The following is a 17875-nucleotide window of genomic DNA, read 5'->3' as shown; positions in this document are numbered from 1 at the left end:
TGTGTTCCGTAGGACAAAAACCTTTGGAAATGGAGATTGTATGAACGATTATCAAAAGAAGTATTTAGAGCAGAGTATTATGCAGATGAGTCAGGGCGAGCTGTTGGTTTTAACCTTTGATGAAGCGATTAAGAGTCTTAAGAAGGCCAACCTTGCTTTGGAAGACAAAAACTACGTAAAGTTTGAAGAGGCATTGCAGAAGACCAACAAAGTGATTCGCTATTTGCATCAGACCTTGGATATGGAGCAGCCTATTAGCCGTGATTTGGCAAGACTATATGATTTTATTACCTTTGACTTAGGCTTGGTACAGGCCGGAAGAGAGAGAAGACAGGAGGAGCTTCCCAAGCTGGTTGATATTTTATCCGATTTGCGTGACGGCTTCCTGGGGGCAAGTAAAATTGCCAGAGATACTCATATCCCAAAAGAAGCGAAGGTTGTGGGATAAGAAAGGGGCTGCCTATGCAGCTCCTTTCTTCTGTGTCACGGAAAGGAAGAATCATGGAGAGAAAAGAGAATCCGCAGCTGGAAAAGCTTGCTAGCCTATTTCAGAGAAGATATAATATCGTCAGCGAATTAAAAAAAGAGACTGATGAGCTTTCCGAAGCCATGCAAAGACAGGACAATGTGAGTCTGGACTTATTATTGGATTTGCGGCAGGAAGCTTTAAATAAGTTGGAAAATAACTGGGTGGAGATGAATCTTTTAGTGGAAGAGGAAGAAGAGTTAAGAAGAACTTTTCAACGACTCCTACAGGAAAATCCAAAACACAGTGCCGGCTATCCCTTCCTGGAAAGAAGAATTCTGGAATTAAGAGGGAAGATTGAGGAATCCATAGGTTTCATTAAAGAAAGAGATGCCAGGATCACAGCCCAGGCGTTACAAACCCAGAAGTTTTTATGGGAGCAGATTCCCGAAGAGCTGAAGGAAGAAGTGGTGTAGCTTTATTTTCTAACGAAGGAAATAAAAGATAAGTAAAAATTGAAATATCAGCAGGTTGTTCAAGGATGAGAAAGGATTGCAAGGACGGCGATGAATCGTAGTGTATATGAGGGTAAGTTTTTAATTAATTTATTGGGGAGTACTTTACGACAGGATGATTCCTTCCCTGTGATGCGAAGAATGAACTGGGGCAGACTTTACCGTATCGCTGATTACCATGAGCTTGCTTCGGGAATTTACTTGGGGATGCTTTCCGCAGGTGCCAGAGTGCCCTCTTTATTCGGTGAAAAATTTTTCCATCGTTATCAGGAGGCGGTTCGCTACGGTGAGATTTACGAGTCTTCCGAGTTGGAAATTCTAGGGGCTTTTCAGGCGGTAAAGGTTCCGGCGGTGGTTTTGGAAAGTGCAGCTGTGCGGCGGCTCTATCATTTGCCGGAGACAGCGGCCAATTCCCCCCTTCGCCTTTATATTCCGGAAGAACGGTATTATATGGCCAGAGGCTATCTTTTTGACTTGGGCTATGAGACGGATCAGTTCTATACCGGCTTTGGAGAGCACATGAAGAGGGCGGGAGGATTTCAGGTGGAAATCTACCATCATTTGCCCTTCCTGACCAAGAATTACAAAAAACACATGAAGTCTCTCCTGGACAGAGCTTATCCGGACAAGAAGTACCCGGTACTGAAGGTTCTGTCATTGGAAAGCAGCTATATGTTCCGCATGGCGGAGGCTTGCTACCATTTTTGCACGGATAACTTAAAGATTCGTGAGCTTTTGGATCTTTATCTGTTCTATAAGCTTTTCCATAAGGACATGAATAAGAAGTTTCTGGATGCCAGAATCAAGGAGCTGGATATTTCTTTATTGTCTCAGTCCTTGTTGCATATGGCGGATATGTGGTTCAGCAGTCGTAAGGACTCTTTGTTCCCTTATCCGAAGGACAGCATCAGCCTCTTTGATGACATGGAAAGCCGTATTCTTTCCAACGGTATGGTGGGAGCGGACAGTATTCCGGAGGCGGCCAAGCTTCGTAAAGCCATTAAGGATGCGGAAAATAAAGAAGAACGGGCAGCCAAGTGGAGAAAGTGGAAGGAAAAATGGAAGAACCGCTTTGACGGCATAAAGAAGCAGCTTCGTTGGATTTTCCCGGAAAGCTCCTATATGAAGAGCCTCTATCCCGGATTGGAGAATGCGCCATTCTTACTGCCTCTTTACTGGATCAGGAGAGATTTCAAGCTGATCCGTATTATGATGTTGCCGGATAAGCTTGAGGAACAAAAGGGAGAGAACGGTGGCGAGAAGTCTTCGGAGACCAAGGGACAAAGCACCGGCGGAGTAGGCTCCATTGAGGCCATGAGCTATCAGGATGATCCTTTCCGTAAGAACGGCAGAAAGAAAGTCTTCTATAAAGGAAGAAGAAATAACGAATCCGATGCCTTATCTACAACTAACAGTGTTGGGGAGAGCGAGGCTGAAGAGGAAGAACTTCCATTATATAAAGATACTGCCTTTTTACAGGAAGAGGTGGAGGAAGAAGATCTTCCTTTAGAGCAGGATGAGAATCAGGAAACAGAAGGAAGTCTATGGGACTTTAAAGTTCCTCCTCGCCTTGCAAAGGAAGAAAAGCGCCCCGAAGTCGGAACAGGGAATAAGGCAGAGCCTATATTAAGTCCTGCAACGGAGGCTTTACTGCAGGAGGCCTTTGCAAAAATGGAGGCTATCCAAAAAGAAGAAAAGGCTAATTCAGAGGATGCAGAGAGTAATAAAACTGCTGCCGGTTTATCGGAAGAACAGGAAAGACTGGCACTGGCTATGCTTTCCGCCATGCTTCCCGAGGAAGAAGCCTCTCCTTTAGAGGAGAATCTCTCTGAGACGGAAGAGAAGTCCTATGGGGAAGAAAAAAGGCAAAATGCGGAAACACCTTCTAAAAAGGGAGAGACTCTTCCGGATTTTGGCATGGTTTTAAATGCAGTTCATAAGACGGACAGTCCGGGCAGGGGAGAGCAAAGCTTGGATACCGAGCCGGTGGAAGCAGAGAAGCCCCAAAGCGGAGAAAAAATAGAAACAGCCGAAGTGAATGGTAAGGAAGTCAGTGTGAAATCCTGGTCCTTCCCTAAGGATGAGAAATAAACGAGACAGTACAGGCTATCTTCGCAAAGCATACAATCTTTCATTGTTTAAAGAGCCTTGAAATGGCTTTGAAAAAAACGTGAAAAAATTTTTGGAAAATACTTATTATTTAATTTTTTCCTCCGATATATATACTGTAGCAAGAATAAAACAAAAAAACTTGTTACAAAACATCTCTTCCTTAGGAAGAGGACATTGGTCTTCGGACCGTAACAGCCAAAAGGCAAAAAATCAGTCGAAAGACAAGAAAAGGCAAAGAAAATTCTTCTTCTCTGGCGCCGGAAAAGGAGATTTGCATAGGACAGGGAGGTTCTGGCATGCCGAAATCAGGAGGATATTACTATGGTTATTCAACACAACATTGCAGCAAACAACGCTTACAGAAACCTTTCTTCTAACGCTTCTAACGGACAGAAGAACTTGGAGAAGCTGTCTTCCGGTTATAGAATCAACCGTTCTGCAGATGATGCAGCAGGTCTTGCTATTTCCGAGCAGATGCGTTCCAAGATCAACGGTCTTGATCAGGCTTCTGCAAACGCAAGTGATGCAATCGGCTTAATCCAGACTGCTGAAGGTGCTTTAACAGAGACTCACTCTATGTTACAGCGTATGGTAACTCTGGCTACCCAGTCTGCTAACGGAACCTACAACAGTACCGCTCGTGCAGCTATCGGAGAAGAGGTTACTGCTTTAAAGGCAGAAATCGACAGAATTTCTTCCACCACTGACTACAACGGTGTGAAGCCAATCGCTTCTACCTCTAACATCACTGTTCAGATTGGACCAACTTCCGGAGAGACTTTGGAAATTACTGCTGCAAAGATGGATTCCGCATCTTTAGGAATCAGCGCAATCTCAGTATCTACAGTATCTGACTCTAATGCTGCTATTACAAAGATCAACGAGGCTATCAACAAGGTATCTACTCACAGAGCAAAGCTTGGAGCATCTCAGAACCGTCTTGAGCACACCATCAACAACCTTAAGACCACTAACGAGAACATGACTGCAGCTGAGTCCAGAATCCGTGATACGGATATGGCTAAGGAAATGGCAGCTTTCACTAAGAATAACATTCTTAACCAGGCTGCACAGTCTATGCTTTCTCAGGCTAACCAGCAGCCACAGGGAGTTCTTTCTCTTCTGAGATAAGACTTTCTAAGAAAGCTACTGAAAATGCAAAAAGAAAAAGATCGGAGCGAAAGCTCCGGTCTTTTTTGGTATAAAAAAAATAAGCGCATTGTATAAAAATTTTTTGAAAAAAATTTTCGGGAAAATACTTATTATTTAATTTTTACCTCCGATATATATACTGTAGCAAGAATAAAACAAAAAAACTTGTTACAAAACATCTCTTCCTTAGGAAGAGGACATTGGTCTTCGGACCGTAACAGCCAAAAGGCAAAAAATCAGTCGAAAGACAAGAAAAGGCAAAGAAAATTCTTCTTCTCTGGCGCCGGAAAAGGAGATTTGCATAGGACAGGGAGGTTCTGGCATGCCGAAATCAGGAGGATATTACTATGGTTATTCAACACAACATTGCAGCAAACAACGCTTACAGAAACCTTTCTTCTAACGCTTCTAACGGACAGAAGAACTTGGAGAAGCTGTCTTCCGGTTATAGAATCAACCGTTCTGCAGATGATGCAGCAGGTCTTGCTATTTCCGAGCAGATGCGTTCCAAGATCAACGGTCTTGATCAGGCTTCTGCAAACGCAAGTGATGCAATCGGCTTAATCCAGACTGCTGAAGGTGCTTTAACAGAGACTCACTCTATGTTACAGCGTATGGTAACTCTGGCTACCCAGTCTGCTAACGGAACCTACAACAGTACCGCTCGTGCAGCTATCGGAGAAGAGGTTACTGCTTTGAAGGCAGAAATCGACAGAATTGCTTCCACCACTGACTACAACGGTGTTAAGCCAATCGGTGCTTCTTCCGCTATCACTGTTCAGATTGGACCAACTTCCGGAGAGACTTTGGAGATTGCCGCTGCAAAGATGGATGCAACCAGCTTAGGTGTTAGTGCAATCTCAGTGTCTACAGTATCTGATGCTAACTCTGCTATCACCAAGATCAACGAGGCTATCAACACTGTATCTACACACAGAGCAAAGCTTGGAGCATCTCAGAACCGTCTTGAGCACACCATCAACAACCTTAAGACCACTAACGAGAACATGACTGCAGCTGAGTCCAGAATCCGTGATACGGATATGGCTAAGGAAATGGCAGCTTTCACTAAGAATAACATTCTTAACCAGGCTGCACAGTCTATGCTTTCTCAGGCTAACCAGCAGCCACAGGGAGTTCTTTCTCTTCTGAGATAAGACTTTCTAAGAAAGCTACTGAAAAAGTCAAAAAGAAAAAGACCGGAGCGAAGGCTTCGGTCTTTTTTTACTTATAGAATAAAACGGATTTTTACTGTTCGGAAGGCATGAATCTTGCCGGAACATTAGTATGGGAAGAGAAAAGAAAAAATGTAATTAAAACACAAGTTTTTCAAATACATACTTATATTTTAATATTTACCTCCGATATATATACTGTAGCAAAAATAAAACAAAAAAACTTGCTACATAAGTCTCTTCCTTAGGAAGGGAACATTGGTCTTCGGATCGTAAGAGCCAAAAGGCAAAAAATCAGTCGAAAGACAAGAAAAAGGCGAAAAAAAGATTTTTTCTCTGGCGCCGGAGAAGAAGTCCCAGCATAGGACAGGGAGGTTCTGGCATGCCGAAATCAGGAGGATATTACTATGGTTATTCAACACAACATTGCAGCAAACAACGCTTACAGAAACCTTTCTTCTAACGCTTCTAACGGACAGAAGAACTTGGAGAAGCTGTCTTCCGGTTATAGAATCAACCGTTCTGCAGATGATGCAGCAGGTCTTGCTATTTCCGAGCAGATGCGTTCCAAGATCAACGGTCTTGATCAGGCTTCTGCAAACGCAAGTGATGCAATCGGCTTAATCCAGACTGCTGAAGGTGCTTTAACAGAGACTCACTCTATGTTACAGCGTATGGTAACTCTGGCTACCCAGTCTGCTAACGGAACCTACAACAGTACCGCTCGTGCAGCTATCGGAGAAGAGGTTACTGCTTTAAAGGCAGAAATCGACAGAATTTCTTCCACCACTGACTACAACGGTGTGAAGCCAATCGCTTCTACCTCTAACATCACTGTTCAGATTGGACCAACTTCCGGAGAGACTTTGGAAATTACTGCTGCAAAGATGGATTCCGCATCTTTAGGAATCAGCGCAATCTCAGTATCTACAGTATCTGACTCTAATGCTGCTATTACAAAGATCAACGAGGCTATCAACAAGGTATCTACTCACAGAGCAAAGCTTGGAGCATCTCAGAACCGTCTTGAGCACACCATCAACAACCTTAAGACCACTAACGAGAACATGACTGCAGCTGAGTCCAGAATCCGTGATACGGATATGGCTAAGGAAATGGCAGCTTTCACTAAGAATAACATTCTTAACCAGGCTGCACAGTCTATGCTTTCTCAGGCTAACCAGCAGCCACAGGGAGTTCTTTCTCTTCTGAGATAAGACTTTCTAAGAAAGCAAGGAAATACTTTCAAAAAACAAGGAAAACCGGGGCCGGTAGGGGCTCCGGTTTTTTTGTGCTGTAAATGAAGCGCTCGGATAAGATAAAATAGAGTCTGCCACAACAGAAAGAATGTATAAGATAATAGGAAAAGTGTCTAAGACCATAGGAAAAATGTCTAAAACCGTAAGGAAAAGTATGGTGAAAAAGCCTTCTGTGAGCCATTGCGTTTTTATGTTAGAGTAGGAAGGAGCATTTGGACAGAAGATAGAGGAGGAACCCTTATGGCTTTATCATTTCGAGAGAAAAAAGACTGCGCTTACGACGCCATTTCCTTAGGAGAAATTATGCTTCGTTTAGATCCGGGAGAAGGACGGATTCGTACCGCAAGACAATTCAAGGTTTGGGAAGGCGGCGGAGAGTACAATGTGGTGCGGGGACTTCGACGCTGTTTCTCTTTGAAAACTGCGGTAATTACGGCATTTGCGGCAAATGAAATCGGATACCTTGTGGAAGACTTTATTCTGCAGGGCGGTGTGGACACGTCCTTTATTCATTGGGCAAAGACGGATGGAATCGGACGGAGCTGCCGAAACGGTCTTAACTTTACGGAGCGTGGCTTCGGAGTAAGAGGTGCCAAGGGCTGTTCCGACCGGGCAAATACTGCTATTTCCAAGCTGAAGAAGGAAGATATTGATTTGGATAAGATTTTCGGGGAGCTGGGGGTTCGTCTGCTCCACACCGGTGGAATTTATGCGGCTCTTTCCGAGCAATCAGGAGAAACCATGCTGGCGGTGATGGAAGCGGCGAAAAAGCACGGCACGGTAATTTCCTACGACTTAAATTACCGTCCTTCCATGTGGGATGCTATCGGCGGCGTAGAGAAGGCCCGGGAAGTGAACCGGGAAGCGGCTAAGTTCGTGGATATTATGATGGGAAATGAAGAGGACTTTACCGCCTGCCTTGGACTTAGCGTGGAGGGGCAGAAGGACTTAAAGCATTTGGATCCTAAGGCCTATGGGAAAATGCAGGAAGAGCTGGCTAAGCTTTATCCCAATTTCAAGGTGGTGGCTACCAGTCTTCGAACCGTGCACAGTGCTACGGTAAATGACTGGTCCGGCATTTGCTATGCAGAGGGTCAGGTGTATGAGGGAATGTCCTTCCCCAGGCTGGAAATCTTTGACCGTGTGGGAGGAGGAGATTCCTTTGCCTCAGGTCTTTTGTACGGTTTAATGGAAAAGGGAGATCCTGCCCTTGCCATCCAATATGCGGTTTGTCACGGTGCCCTAGCCATGACCACACCGGGAGATACCACCATGGCCAGAAAAGAAGAAGTGGAGGCACTGATGAAGGGCTCCGGCGCCAGAGTGCTTCGATAGGATAAGCCGGGGCTTGGTGTAGTCCTTTCAGAGAAATAAAAGATAAAAAAATAAAGTTTAGCCGCCATAGAAATTTTGAATCGGGGCACGCTCTCGCTAAGTTCGCCCGCGGGTACTTGCGAAAAACAAATAGCATGAAGTTCCTCGCTTAGAACTCTGCCCATTAGGTGGGCTAAGTGAGAATATCAGGGAAATAAAAAGGAACTGCAATACAATCAGAGTTTGGTGTAAATTTTTGCAGTATAGGTCTAAAATAGGGGCAATCTGAGCCCGCGGGTACTTGCGAAAAACGAATAGCATGAAGTTTTTCGCTTAGTATCCCCTGCTGGGCGAGGTTAGCGAGAGCGTGCCCCGATTTTAGACCTATACTGCAAAAATTAATATATTCTTTTCTGTTACAGCTCCATTTTTATTCCACTGTCACGGACTTTGCCAAGTTTCTGGGCTTATCCGGATCGAAGCCCTTCAACAGGCTGACCTGATAGGAGAGGAATTGTAACGGAAGCACCAAAAGGCTTCCGGCAAAGAGCGGATGAGTCTTTGGCAAGATAAGATTATGCACAAAGTCCTCTTCTTCGATAGCAATATCTTCCATCCTAATAGCAAAGCATTTGGCTCCGCGACTTCGTACCTCATGGATATTGGAAATGCTCTTTCCCGCAAGCTCTTCCTGAGAAAGAAGACCGATAACCGGGCTGCCCTTTTCGATTAAGCTGATGGTACCGTGCTTTAATTCTCCACTACTATAGCTTTCGCAGTGAATATAGCTGATTTCCTTCAGCTTCAAAGCGCCCTCCATGGAGATGGCCCAGTCCAGCCCTCTTCCCAGGAAGAAAATATTGTCCGCATCCTTTAGCTCCTTTGCCATAGGCAGGATTTCCTGATCAAAGGAAAGACATTGCTGAATTTTTCCGGGAAGAAGGAAAAGCTCTTCTGTTAAGCTTCGAGTCTCTTCCTTGCTGATTTTTCCCTTTGCCTTAGCCAAAAGCAGGGAGAAAATGTAGCCTGCCGCAAGCTGACAGCTGTAAGCCTTGGTGGTGGCTACCGCAATTTCCGGGCCTGCCTGGGTGTAAAAGACGAAGTCGGATTCTCTGGCAATGGCAGAGCCTTTCACATTTACGATGGAAAGGGTTTTCGCCCCTAATTTCTTGGCTTCCTTTAGGGCAGCCAAGGTATCCGCAGTTTCTCCGGACTGGCTGATACTGATAACCAGTTCGCCCTTTTCCAAAATAGGGTGGTTATAGCGGAATTCACTGGCCAGCTCCACCTGCACCGGAACTCTGGCAAGACTTTCGCAGACGGATTTTAAAACCCAGCCTGCGTGGTAGGCGGAACCGCAGGCAATTACCCGGACTCTGGAAATCTCCTGAAAATCCTTTTCCGTCATAGAGAAGGCTTCATAGGAGAATTTCGGATTTTCCTCATTTTCCGCAGGCTCTTCATTTTTCTGATTGCAGGCATAGAGCAGGGTATCCTTTACAACCTTAGGCTGTTCAAAGATTTCCTTTTCCATAAAATGCAGATACTCTCCCTTATGAATCTGGCTCTGACTAAGCTCTGCAATAGTGGAGGAACGCTGTACTTCTTCTGCATTTTTATTGTAAATATGGATTTCCTTTTCGGAAAGGCTTAGAATCTCTCGATTTTCCACAGGATAGATTTCATTGGTATAATCCAAAAAGGCGGAAACATCGGAAGCAAGATAGAAGGCATTTTCCCCCTTTCCCACAATCAAAGGGCTGTCCTTACGCATAGTATAAAGGGTCTTATCATCCTCCTGAAACATGATGGCAAAGGCATAAGAGCCCTTTAATTCCTTCTGTACGGAGAAGAGAGCCTTTAAAATATCCTTATCCTTCCGGTAATAGTATTCAATCAGGTTTACCGCCACCTCCGTATCCGTGTCGGAGTAGAAGCTATAGCCCTGTTCCTGCAAAAAAGTCTTAAGCTCTGCGAAGTTTTCGATAATACCGTTATGCACCAGCACCACGTCCTTATGCATGGACAGGTGGGGGTGGGCATTTTTTTCACTGGCTTTACCGTGTGTGGCCCAACGGGTATGTCCTATTCCCATAGAATAGGGAAGTTGGCAGTCCTTAGAGGCTGAAACCTTCTTTTTTAATTCTTCTAATTTTCCTACAGCCTTGACCATAGTGAAAGGCTGAGAGTACAAAGCGATTCCCGCAGAATCATAGCCTCTGTATTCCAGACGGGAAAGACCGGCCAGAAGAATATCCTTTGTATTCCCCTGCCCAACAAAACCAACAATACCGCACATTGTAAATTCCTCCTATTTGATTGTTTTCGGTGCGGAGAAAGCTTTTGTTACGATTTTGATTTCGCTTTTTTTCTTTCCCTTACGATGCACTACTCCGAAACAGCATCCGCCGAATCTTTCGATTACTGTTTACCTCGTCAGCTTGGAATTTCTCCGAGCCCTGGCGCTAATTTTTCTTTTTTCCTCAGAAAGAAAAATTTGTGCTATGATAGCACGGTGAAAAAGAACTTGGGAATGCTTTTTTGCAAAATTTAAAGAAAAATTCTTTTTCCGGAGGATATTTCTAAAATTGTCGTAAAGAAAAGCAGGGATGTGCACCGTTAGGAAATCCTTGGAAAATCCTCGGAAAAATGCAGAAAAGCCTTGACAATACAAGGGAAATTCTATAAAGTGATAAGGCTGTTATTACAGCGGAACAGAAGCAGGGCAAATGCCCGGGCTACATTAAATACTGAAATCAGTCCCTTGACTGGACCAGAGTAAGTAGCCTACACATAGGAGGTTGTTATGAATTCATACGTAGCAAAGGCTTCTACTATTGAGAGAAAGTGGTTCGTAGTAGATGCAGAGGGGAAGACACTCGGACGTCTTGCATCAGAGATCGCAGCAGTACTTCGTGGAAAGAGAAAGCCCACATTTACTCCGTTCTTAGACTGTGGTGACTATGTTATCGTAGTAAACGCAGAGAAGATTACCGTTACCGGTAAGAAGCTGGAGCAGAAGCTGTATCGTACTCACTCTCGTTATGTTGGTTCCATGAAGGAAACTTCTTTGAGAGATATGAGAGCAAACAAGCCGGAGCAGGTTATTGAACTTGCCGTTAAGGGAATGCTTCCCAAGGGTCCTTTAGGTAGACAGATGTACAAGAAGCTTTTCGTGTATGCTGGTCCGGATCACAAGCACCAGGCTCAGCAGCCAGTTGCACTATCAATCTAAGGGAGGATAAAAAATGGCTACAAACAGAAATTACGGCACAGGCAGAAGAAAAAGCTCTGTAGCAAGAGTATATATCATGCCAGGAACAGGAAAGGTAACCGTAAATAAGCGTTCTATCGACGAGTATTTCGGATTAGAGACATTGAAGACCATCGTTCGTCAGCCACTTGTGGCAACACAGAACGAAGGAAAGTTGGATGTTCTTGTAAACGTTAAGGGTGGCGGAACCACAGGTCAGGCCGGTGCAATTCGTCACGGTATCGCAAGAGCACTTTGCGAGATGGATAGCGATTTCCGTCCTGTCTTAAAGAAGTCCGGTTTCTTAACCAGAGACTCTCGTATGAAGGAGAGAAAGAAGTACGGATTGAAGGCAGCTCGTCGTGCTCCACAGTTCTCCAAGAGATAAGAAAAGACATATTCAGTATGTGGGACTCCCCAAGTTTTTGGGGAGTCTTTTCTTATCCCGTAAACTTGCGAGTTGCTCGCCCAAGGCTCGCAACTACTCGCGGTAAGATGCCAAAGGGCATCTTACTCATCGCTCGTACAGTTCAGCAAGAGATAAGAAAGGACATATGTTGTATATGGGACTCTCAAAGTTTTTGGGGAGTCTTTTGCGCGGGAATCTGCAAGGGTTTTCCTGTGGCAAGATCTTGCCTCTTAGGGTATAGTTAAGCATGGATAGTTGGGTGAATTTGCATAGCAAGTTCACGGCATGTTTTGTCGCCGCCATCCTCCGGTTGCTGATTGCGTCCGCCTGTCAATTCGCTGACTATGAAACATGACATCCATAGAATGCTTGAATTTATCAATGCAATTTCGGATGTTCATTGGGAGGGAAATATATTATATTAAAATATAAATTTTCCAATGTAATATATCTTATGCCGGTTTTGTAATAAAAGTTTATTCAGGGGGATATAAAAAATTTTTGCCACGGAATAATTAATATAAGGAGATACGGATGAAAAACGAAAAAATATCCTATCTGACAAAGGAAAGGATTGCAAGCTCATTGAAGGGGCTCATGAAGAAAAAGGCGTTTGACAAGATTACCGTCAAGGACATAAGCGATGACTGTGATATCAGCAGGTCCGCCTTTTATTATCATTTCGAGGACATGTACGACCTTATGAAATGGACGTTCGAGTCAGAAGCACTGGAACTCCTTAAAGCCAGTGAAAACAGCATAGATTGGGACGATGGCATATTGTCGATTTTCAGGTATGTACATGACAATAGGAAAATCTGCTTGTGCGCATATAACAGCATTGGAAAGGACCTTCTTAAGAAAATGCTTTATGATGGCACGAGCGCAATAATGATGGCGTTTATAAACAATATTTTGCAGGATGTTCCCGCCGATAAGGAACATGCGGATTTTATTGGCAAGTTCTATACCGAGGCGCTGGTCAATTGCCTCGTGACATGGATGCTTGAAGGGGAGCCGTATGCCCCGGAGGAAATGATTAAGCTGCTGGAGATAGCTATGCATGGCAATATCATGGCGGCGCTGCAAAGAAGTGCGGAAAAGAACCTGGGAACAAATAGTATTTCCGCCAGACGCTCCACTTCATAAAAATATGCAAAAACCTTACAAAACAGCCCATATGTCAGATATCTGACATATGGGCTGTTTTGTTCGTTGTTATTAAACTCCCGATGTTTTATTTTAGAACCAGCAAAGGGAAAGGAGGTAGTCATATGGTTGACGGGACTTACCAGGTCAGGATGCGTACTCCATTGGGCGTTAAAAACGGGGAATTAATTCTTCATAGTAATGATGGCACGCTTAACGGTTCGTTGGTTGTAATGGGGAAGAAAAATATATTTGAGCCGGGAACAACGGATGGCAAAAATTTTAATTTTAAAGGAAAAATACAAACTTCCGTCGGAAAGACGGATTATGTATGCAGCGGCAGCGTAAACGGGGATGAGCTGTCAGGCATTGCGAAAACCAAGAAGGGCGACTTAGCACTTAACGGAATAAGGAAATAAGAAAAAAGAAAGAAGGAGATTTGTTATGTTAGGAAATTATAAAAGACAGGATGACTGCCAGTTTTATTTTGTTGGCGGAGGGCTTGGATGCCTGACGGGTGCCGCTTACCTTTTAAGGGACTGCGGCTTTGAAGGAAAGGACATCCATATTATAGAGGCGCTGCCCGTGGCAGGCGGGTCAAATGATGCCTGTGGAGATCCGGAGCATGGCTGGATATGCCGCGGAGAGAGGATGTTCAATAAGCAGACGTATGAAAACTTCTGGGATATCATGTCTAGCATCCCTTCCCTTACGAATCCGGGCAACAGTGTGACAGACGATATGTTTGAATTCTCGTCCACAAAGCCTTGCAAGGCAAAGGCTCGTTTGCTTGATGCTGACGGGGAAATAATGGATTCTTCCAGTTACGGGCTGAACAAACAGGAGCTGAAGCTTGTGCTTAGTCTTTTCAAGGCAGACGAAAACGAGCTTGACGACCTTACAATTGAGGATTGGTTCGGCGTAAGCCCGCACTTTTTTAAAACCCCGTTCTGGTACATATACGAAGGCACTTTCGCATTCCAGCCATGGTCAAGCGTTATAGAATTTAAGCGCTACCTGACACGCTTTTTCCATCTCATCACGAGGATAAATACTGCTAGCGGAGTAACCCTGACGAGGAACAGCCAGTTTGAAAGCATAATCACGCCGCTGCTTAAGGTGCTTATGGATGCGGGGGTTGACTTTGTTTATAACACAGTGGTGACCGACATGGATTTTGCCGATGGTGACGGGATTACGGTTACCGGGCTACATGTTGTACATGGCGATAAAAAGGATTATATAAAACTGAATGAAAATGACAAGGTAATCGTTACATTAGGATGTATGACCGACAATGCCACCTTCGGGAATGCTGAAAAGGCTGCGGGCATTGATGACTCTTACCCAATGAGCGCTAACTTGTGGAAAAACATTGCTGCAAAGAAACCGGTGCTTGGCAACCCTGACAAGTTCTTCGCACACCCTGACAAGTCAAAGTGGATGACATTCAACTGCACCTTCCACGGGAACACTTTCATGGACTGGATGGAAAAATACACCCACAACAAGACGGGGGAGGGGCTCCTGACTTCCTTTACGGGCTCTCCCTGGCATATGGAGCTACGCATTCCGCTCCCGCCTTATTTTGAAAATCAGCCGGAGGATTATTCGTTCCTGTGGATGTGCGCCTTCTATACCGATGAGCCGGGACGTTTCACAGGAAAGCCTGAATACGAATGCACGGGACTGGAAATACTGGATGAGATATTGATGAGCCTGCCAATGGATGACGATACCCGCCAGAAGTGCCGGGACGAGGTTGTTGCCGCAATACCCGGTTATGCTGCCGTATACGAATGCACATTTTCTTGCGCGTTCCGCAGGCGACCGGCCCGATGTCGTGCCGGAAGGGAGCACGAATCTTGGATTTACCGGACAATATTGCGAGATTCCGGAAGACTGCGTGTTTACCGAGGAATACTCCGTAAGAGCTGCACGAATGGCGGTTTACAAGCTTTTAGGCATGAAACGAGATGTCTGCCCTGTCAAGCCAATCCAATACGACGTAAGAATTATCCTTGCGGCATTGGTGTCATATTTGAAATAGTATGAGGCAGGAAAAAGTGTTTGCCAGTAAGTATTAATCGGCTATGGCAGGCACTTTTCGTTGTTAAATGGTAAATAACCTGTCTGTCCGTACCCTCCTCTCGAGCTCGCTAATTGACAGTAAGTTTATTCCATCTTACTCCATCATATCTGATACAAAATATTATGTACGATATATAATTTTATTATAATGAGTACACAAAATCAAAGGAGCTTATATTATGAATGCATATGATATTTTGAATAATCCCTTTTTAAATAAGGGAACTGCCTTTACTCTTGAAGAGCGTAAAGAACTTGGCCTAGTTGGAGTTTTGCCACCTTATGTGCAAACTTTGGAGGAGCAAGCGGCACAAACCTACGCTCATTTTTCTAAAAAAGCAACAAACCTGGAAAAACGTTTGTTCTTGATGGAAATCTTCAATACTAATCGCACCTTGTTTTACTATCTTTTTAGCCAACACATTGCCGAATTCAATCCGATTGTTTATGATCCAACGGTTGCAACTACGATTGAAAATTACAGTGATTTGTTTGTTGATACGCAATATGCAGGTTATTTAGACATTAACCACCCTGAAAATATAGAAGCTACCCTTAAGAATGCGGCCGGAGACCGTAATATTAGACTTATTGTTGTGACAGATGCAGAAGCAATTTTAGGTATTGGTGACTGGGGAACCAATGGTGTGGATATTTCAGTTGGAAAGCTTATGGTTTACACAGGAGCAGCCGGTATTGACCCTGCAACTGTTTTACCTTTGGTCATTGATGCCGGAACTAACCGTAAAGAATTGCTGGAAAATCCTAACTATCTTGGGAACCGCCATGAGCGTGTACGTGGAGACCGTTATTATGATTTTATTGATCAGTTTGTACAAACAGCTGAACGACTTTTCCCTAAGCTCTACTTACACTGGGAGGATTTCGGTCGTCTAAATGCTGCCAATATTCTCAACAAGTACAAGGATAAAATTCCTACTTTCAATGATGATATCCAAGGAACAGGTATTGTCACACTTGGTGGTATTTACGGATCATTAGATATTAGTGGTGAAAAATTAACAGACCAAATATATCTTTGCTTTGGCGGTGGAACGGCAGGAGCAGGAATTGCATCACGTGTTCTCCGTGAAATGATTACAGAAGGACTCTCAGAAGAAGAGGCTTACAAACGTTTCTTTATGGTAGATAAACAAGGTCTTCTTTTTGATGACATGGATGATTTGACACCTGAGCAACGTCCATTTGCAAAGAAGCGTTCTGACTTTGCTAATGCTGACAAGCTAACAGACTTGCTTGAAGTTGTAAAGACGGTTAAACCGACAATCTTGGTAGGAACATCAACACAAGCTAATACCTTTACAAAAGAGGTTGTTGAGGCTATGTGTCAAAACACCGAGCGTCCAATTATTTTCCCGCTGAGTAATCCAACTGAGCTGGCTGAAGCAAGTGCTAAAGACTTGATTGAGTGGTCTGATGGAAAGGCTTTTGTAGCGACAGGAATACCTTCCGACAATGTGGATTATAAAGGGGTATCTTATCAGATTGGTCAGGCTAATAATGCTCTTATCTATCCCGGTCTGGGACTTGGAATGCTTGCTTCAGAAGCTAAGATCTTGACAGATGAAATGATTGGTGCAGCAGCACATTCATTGAGCGGTATAGTTGATTCAGGTAAACCGGGTGCACCTGTCTTGCCGCCATTTGCTTATGTGGCAGAAGTTTCAAGTAAAGTAGCGGAAGCGGTTGCTAAAAAAGCGCAAGAGCAGGGATTGGCACAAAGTCAAGAAAGCGATATGAAGAAAGCTATTAGTGAACTTAAGTGGTATCCAAAGTACTAGAAAGTGGTATGGGATATGGTTTTTTTAACTTCAATTGAAAGTATTATTCCCATTATAGTCCTTATCATTTTGGGCTATTTCTTGCAGGTACGAGGATGGTTTGACGATAGTTTTGGCGGTAATTTATCTAAGCTGATTATGAATGTCGCAATGCCTGTTTCCATCTTTGTATCTGTTCTGAAATACCTGACTTTGGATAAGTTGATTAGTCTGTCCGGTGGTATGATTTATACCTTTGGTGCTTGTATTTTAGGCTATATCTTTGCATTTGCGGCTGTAAAAATATTTAATATTCGCCCCGGGCGCCGTGGTACGATGATTAATACCTTTGTCAATGCGAATACCATTTTTATTGGTCTGCCTTTAAATATTGCTCTTTTCGGTGATGAGGCACTGCCTTATTTCCTCATCTACTATATCACCAATACGGTTTCTACATGGACTTTAGGTGTTTATCTGATGACAACAGATAGTAAGTCAGGGAAAAGTAAGCAAGTAGCTAAATTTAATTGGAAGAAACTCTTCCCTGCTCCCCTTGTTGGTTTCCTTGTTGCCTTGATCTTCTTAATTTTGCGAATTCCGGTACCAAGTTTTGCAACAAACACCTTGACTTACATCGGAAATATAGTGACGCCTTTGTCTCTGCTATATATTGGAATTGTCTTAGCCAAGGCGGGATTGAAGACCATTCGTTTTGACACCGATACCATTGTCACATTGGTAGGACGCTTTATTTTGGCACCTGCTACAATGTACTTTATCTTAAAATTTGCAGCCTCCGGCATGGCGACAAAAGAATTTAATACATTTGTAGTACAATCGGCAGCTCCGGCCTTAGCCGTACTCCCAATTTTAGCGAACCAGGGAGATGGAGATGTGGAATTTTCCACAAATGTTGTGACATTGAGCACTATACTCTTTATAATTGTCGTTCCGATTGTTGTTACTTTATTGGGTTAGTATTTCATAGATAAAAAAATTGATCATATCAATAAGTTTAGTGTAAAAAGATTGTGAAAGCAGATTATAGTAAAAAGGTGCAGATTCGATGGATTTCGCATCTGTACCTTTTTTATAAAAAAATAGAGTAAAGATTTTATTTCTTTATCAACTGACAAAATCTTTACTCTATTAATAATGAATGAGTGATAGTCTAAAGCGCATATCTTGTGTTATAG

Annotated in this window: 15 protein-coding genes; 14 read left to right on the top strand and 1 reads right to left on the bottom strand. The window is 43.7% G+C overall.

Annotation, left to right across the window (positions count from 1 at the left end; genetic code table 11):
* Positions 1-40 precede the first annotated feature (40 nt).
* The 7 genes from RYO92_RS01115 (at position 41) to RYO92_RS01085 (ending at position 8014) form a co-directional block, all read left to right on the top strand.
* Complete coding sequence (locus RYO92_RS01115) at positions 41-448, top strand: flagellar export chaperone FliS (protein WP_304070959.1); 408 nt, start codon at positions 41-43, stop codon at positions 446-448.
* Positions 449-501: 53 nt separating this feature from the next.
* A complete protein-coding gene (locus RYO92_RS01110; RefSeq protein WP_314669266.1) occupies positions 502-942 on the top strand; it encodes a hypothetical protein in 441 nt (146 codons plus the stop codon).
* Positions 943-1032: 90 nt separating this feature from the next.
* Positions 1033-3072, top strand: a complete 2040-nt coding sequence (locus RYO92_RS01105; RefSeq protein ID WP_315369198.1) for a nucleotidyltransferase family protein — start codon at positions 1033-1035, stop codon at positions 3070-3072.
* Between the two features lie 342 nt (positions 3073-3414).
* Positions 3415-4224 (top strand): flagellin N-terminal helical domain-containing protein, encoded by an 810-nt coding sequence (locus RYO92_RS01100; RefSeq protein ID WP_315369197.1) that lies wholly within the window; start codon positions 3415-3417, stop codon positions 4222-4224.
* Between the two features lie 368 nt (positions 4225-4592).
* Positions 4593-5402 (top strand): flagellin N-terminal helical domain-containing protein, encoded by an 810-nt coding sequence (locus RYO92_RS01095; RefSeq protein ID WP_315369068.1) that lies wholly within the window; start codon positions 4593-4595, stop codon positions 5400-5402.
* A 425-nt stretch (positions 5403-5827) separates the two neighbouring features.
* Positions 5828-6637: a flagellin N-terminal helical domain-containing protein gene (locus RYO92_RS01090; protein WP_315369197.1), complete on the top strand. Its 810-nt coding sequence runs from the start codon at positions 5828-5830 to the stop codon at positions 6635-6637.
* A gap of 282 nt (positions 6638-6919) precedes the next feature.
* Positions 6920-8014, top strand: coding sequence for a sugar kinase (locus tag RYO92_RS01085; RefSeq protein WP_315369196.1), 1095 nt, complete (start codon positions 6920-6922; stop codon positions 8012-8014).
* A gap of 409 nt (positions 8015-8423) precedes the next feature.
* Here the strand turns inward: RYO92_RS01085 and glmS are convergent, their stop codons facing one another.
* Positions 8424-10292: a glutamine--fructose-6-phosphate transaminase (isomerizing) gene (glmS, locus tag RYO92_RS01080; RefSeq protein WP_315369195.1), complete on the bottom strand. Its 1869-nt coding sequence runs from the start codon at positions 10290-10292 to the stop codon at positions 8424-8426.
* A gap of 507 nt (positions 10293-10799) precedes the next feature.
* On the opposite strand from glmS, the gene rplM reads away from it, so the two are divergent.
* The 7 genes from rplM (at position 10800) to RYO92_RS01045 (ending at position 17657) form a co-directional block, all read left to right on the top strand.
* Positions 10800-11228 (top strand): 50S ribosomal protein L13, encoded by a 429-nt coding sequence (gene rplM, locus RYO92_RS01075; protein WP_007156835.1) that lies wholly within the window; start codon positions 10800-10802, stop codon positions 11226-11228.
* Between the two features lie 13 nt (positions 11229-11241).
* A complete protein-coding gene (gene rpsI, locus RYO92_RS01070) occupies positions 11242-11634 on the top strand; it encodes a 30S ribosomal protein S9 (protein WP_314965796.1) in 393 nt (130 codons plus the stop codon).
* A 555-nt stretch (positions 11635-12189) separates the two neighbouring features.
* Positions 12190-12804: a TetR/AcrR family transcriptional regulator gene (locus RYO92_RS01065; RefSeq protein WP_315365851.1), complete on the top strand. Its 615-nt coding sequence runs from the start codon at positions 12190-12192 to the stop codon at positions 12802-12804.
* Between the two features lie 125 nt (positions 12805-12929).
* Positions 12930-13223: a hypothetical protein gene (locus RYO92_RS01060; protein WP_315365850.1), complete on the top strand. Its 294-nt coding sequence runs from the start codon at positions 12930-12932 to the stop codon at positions 13221-13223.
* Between the two features lie 25 nt (positions 13224-13248).
* Entirely contained in the window at positions 13249-14859 is a 1611-nt protein-coding gene (locus RYO92_RS01055) for an oleate hydratase (protein ID WP_315369194.1), read from the top strand.
* Positions 14860-15074: 215 nt separating this feature from the next.
* Positions 15075-16697, top strand: a complete 1623-nt coding sequence (locus RYO92_RS01050) for a malolactic enzyme (protein WP_315369193.1) — start codon at positions 15075-15077, stop codon at positions 16695-16697.
* A gap of 15 nt (positions 16698-16712) precedes the next feature.
* On the top strand, positions 16713-17657 hold the full coding sequence (locus RYO92_RS01045; protein WP_315369192.1) for an AEC family transporter: 945 nt from the start codon (positions 16713-16715) through the stop codon (positions 17655-17657).
* Positions 17658-17875: the final 218 nt, after the last annotated feature.

The organism is Oribacterium sinus (assembly GCF_963553175.1).
In the GTDB taxonomy this organism is placed as follows: Bacteria; Bacillota; Clostridia; order Lachnospirales; family Lachnospiraceae; genus Oribacterium; species Oribacterium sinus_B.
Note: the sequence above shows the minus strand (reverse complement) of the source record. Positions and strands in the feature narration are given on the sequence as shown.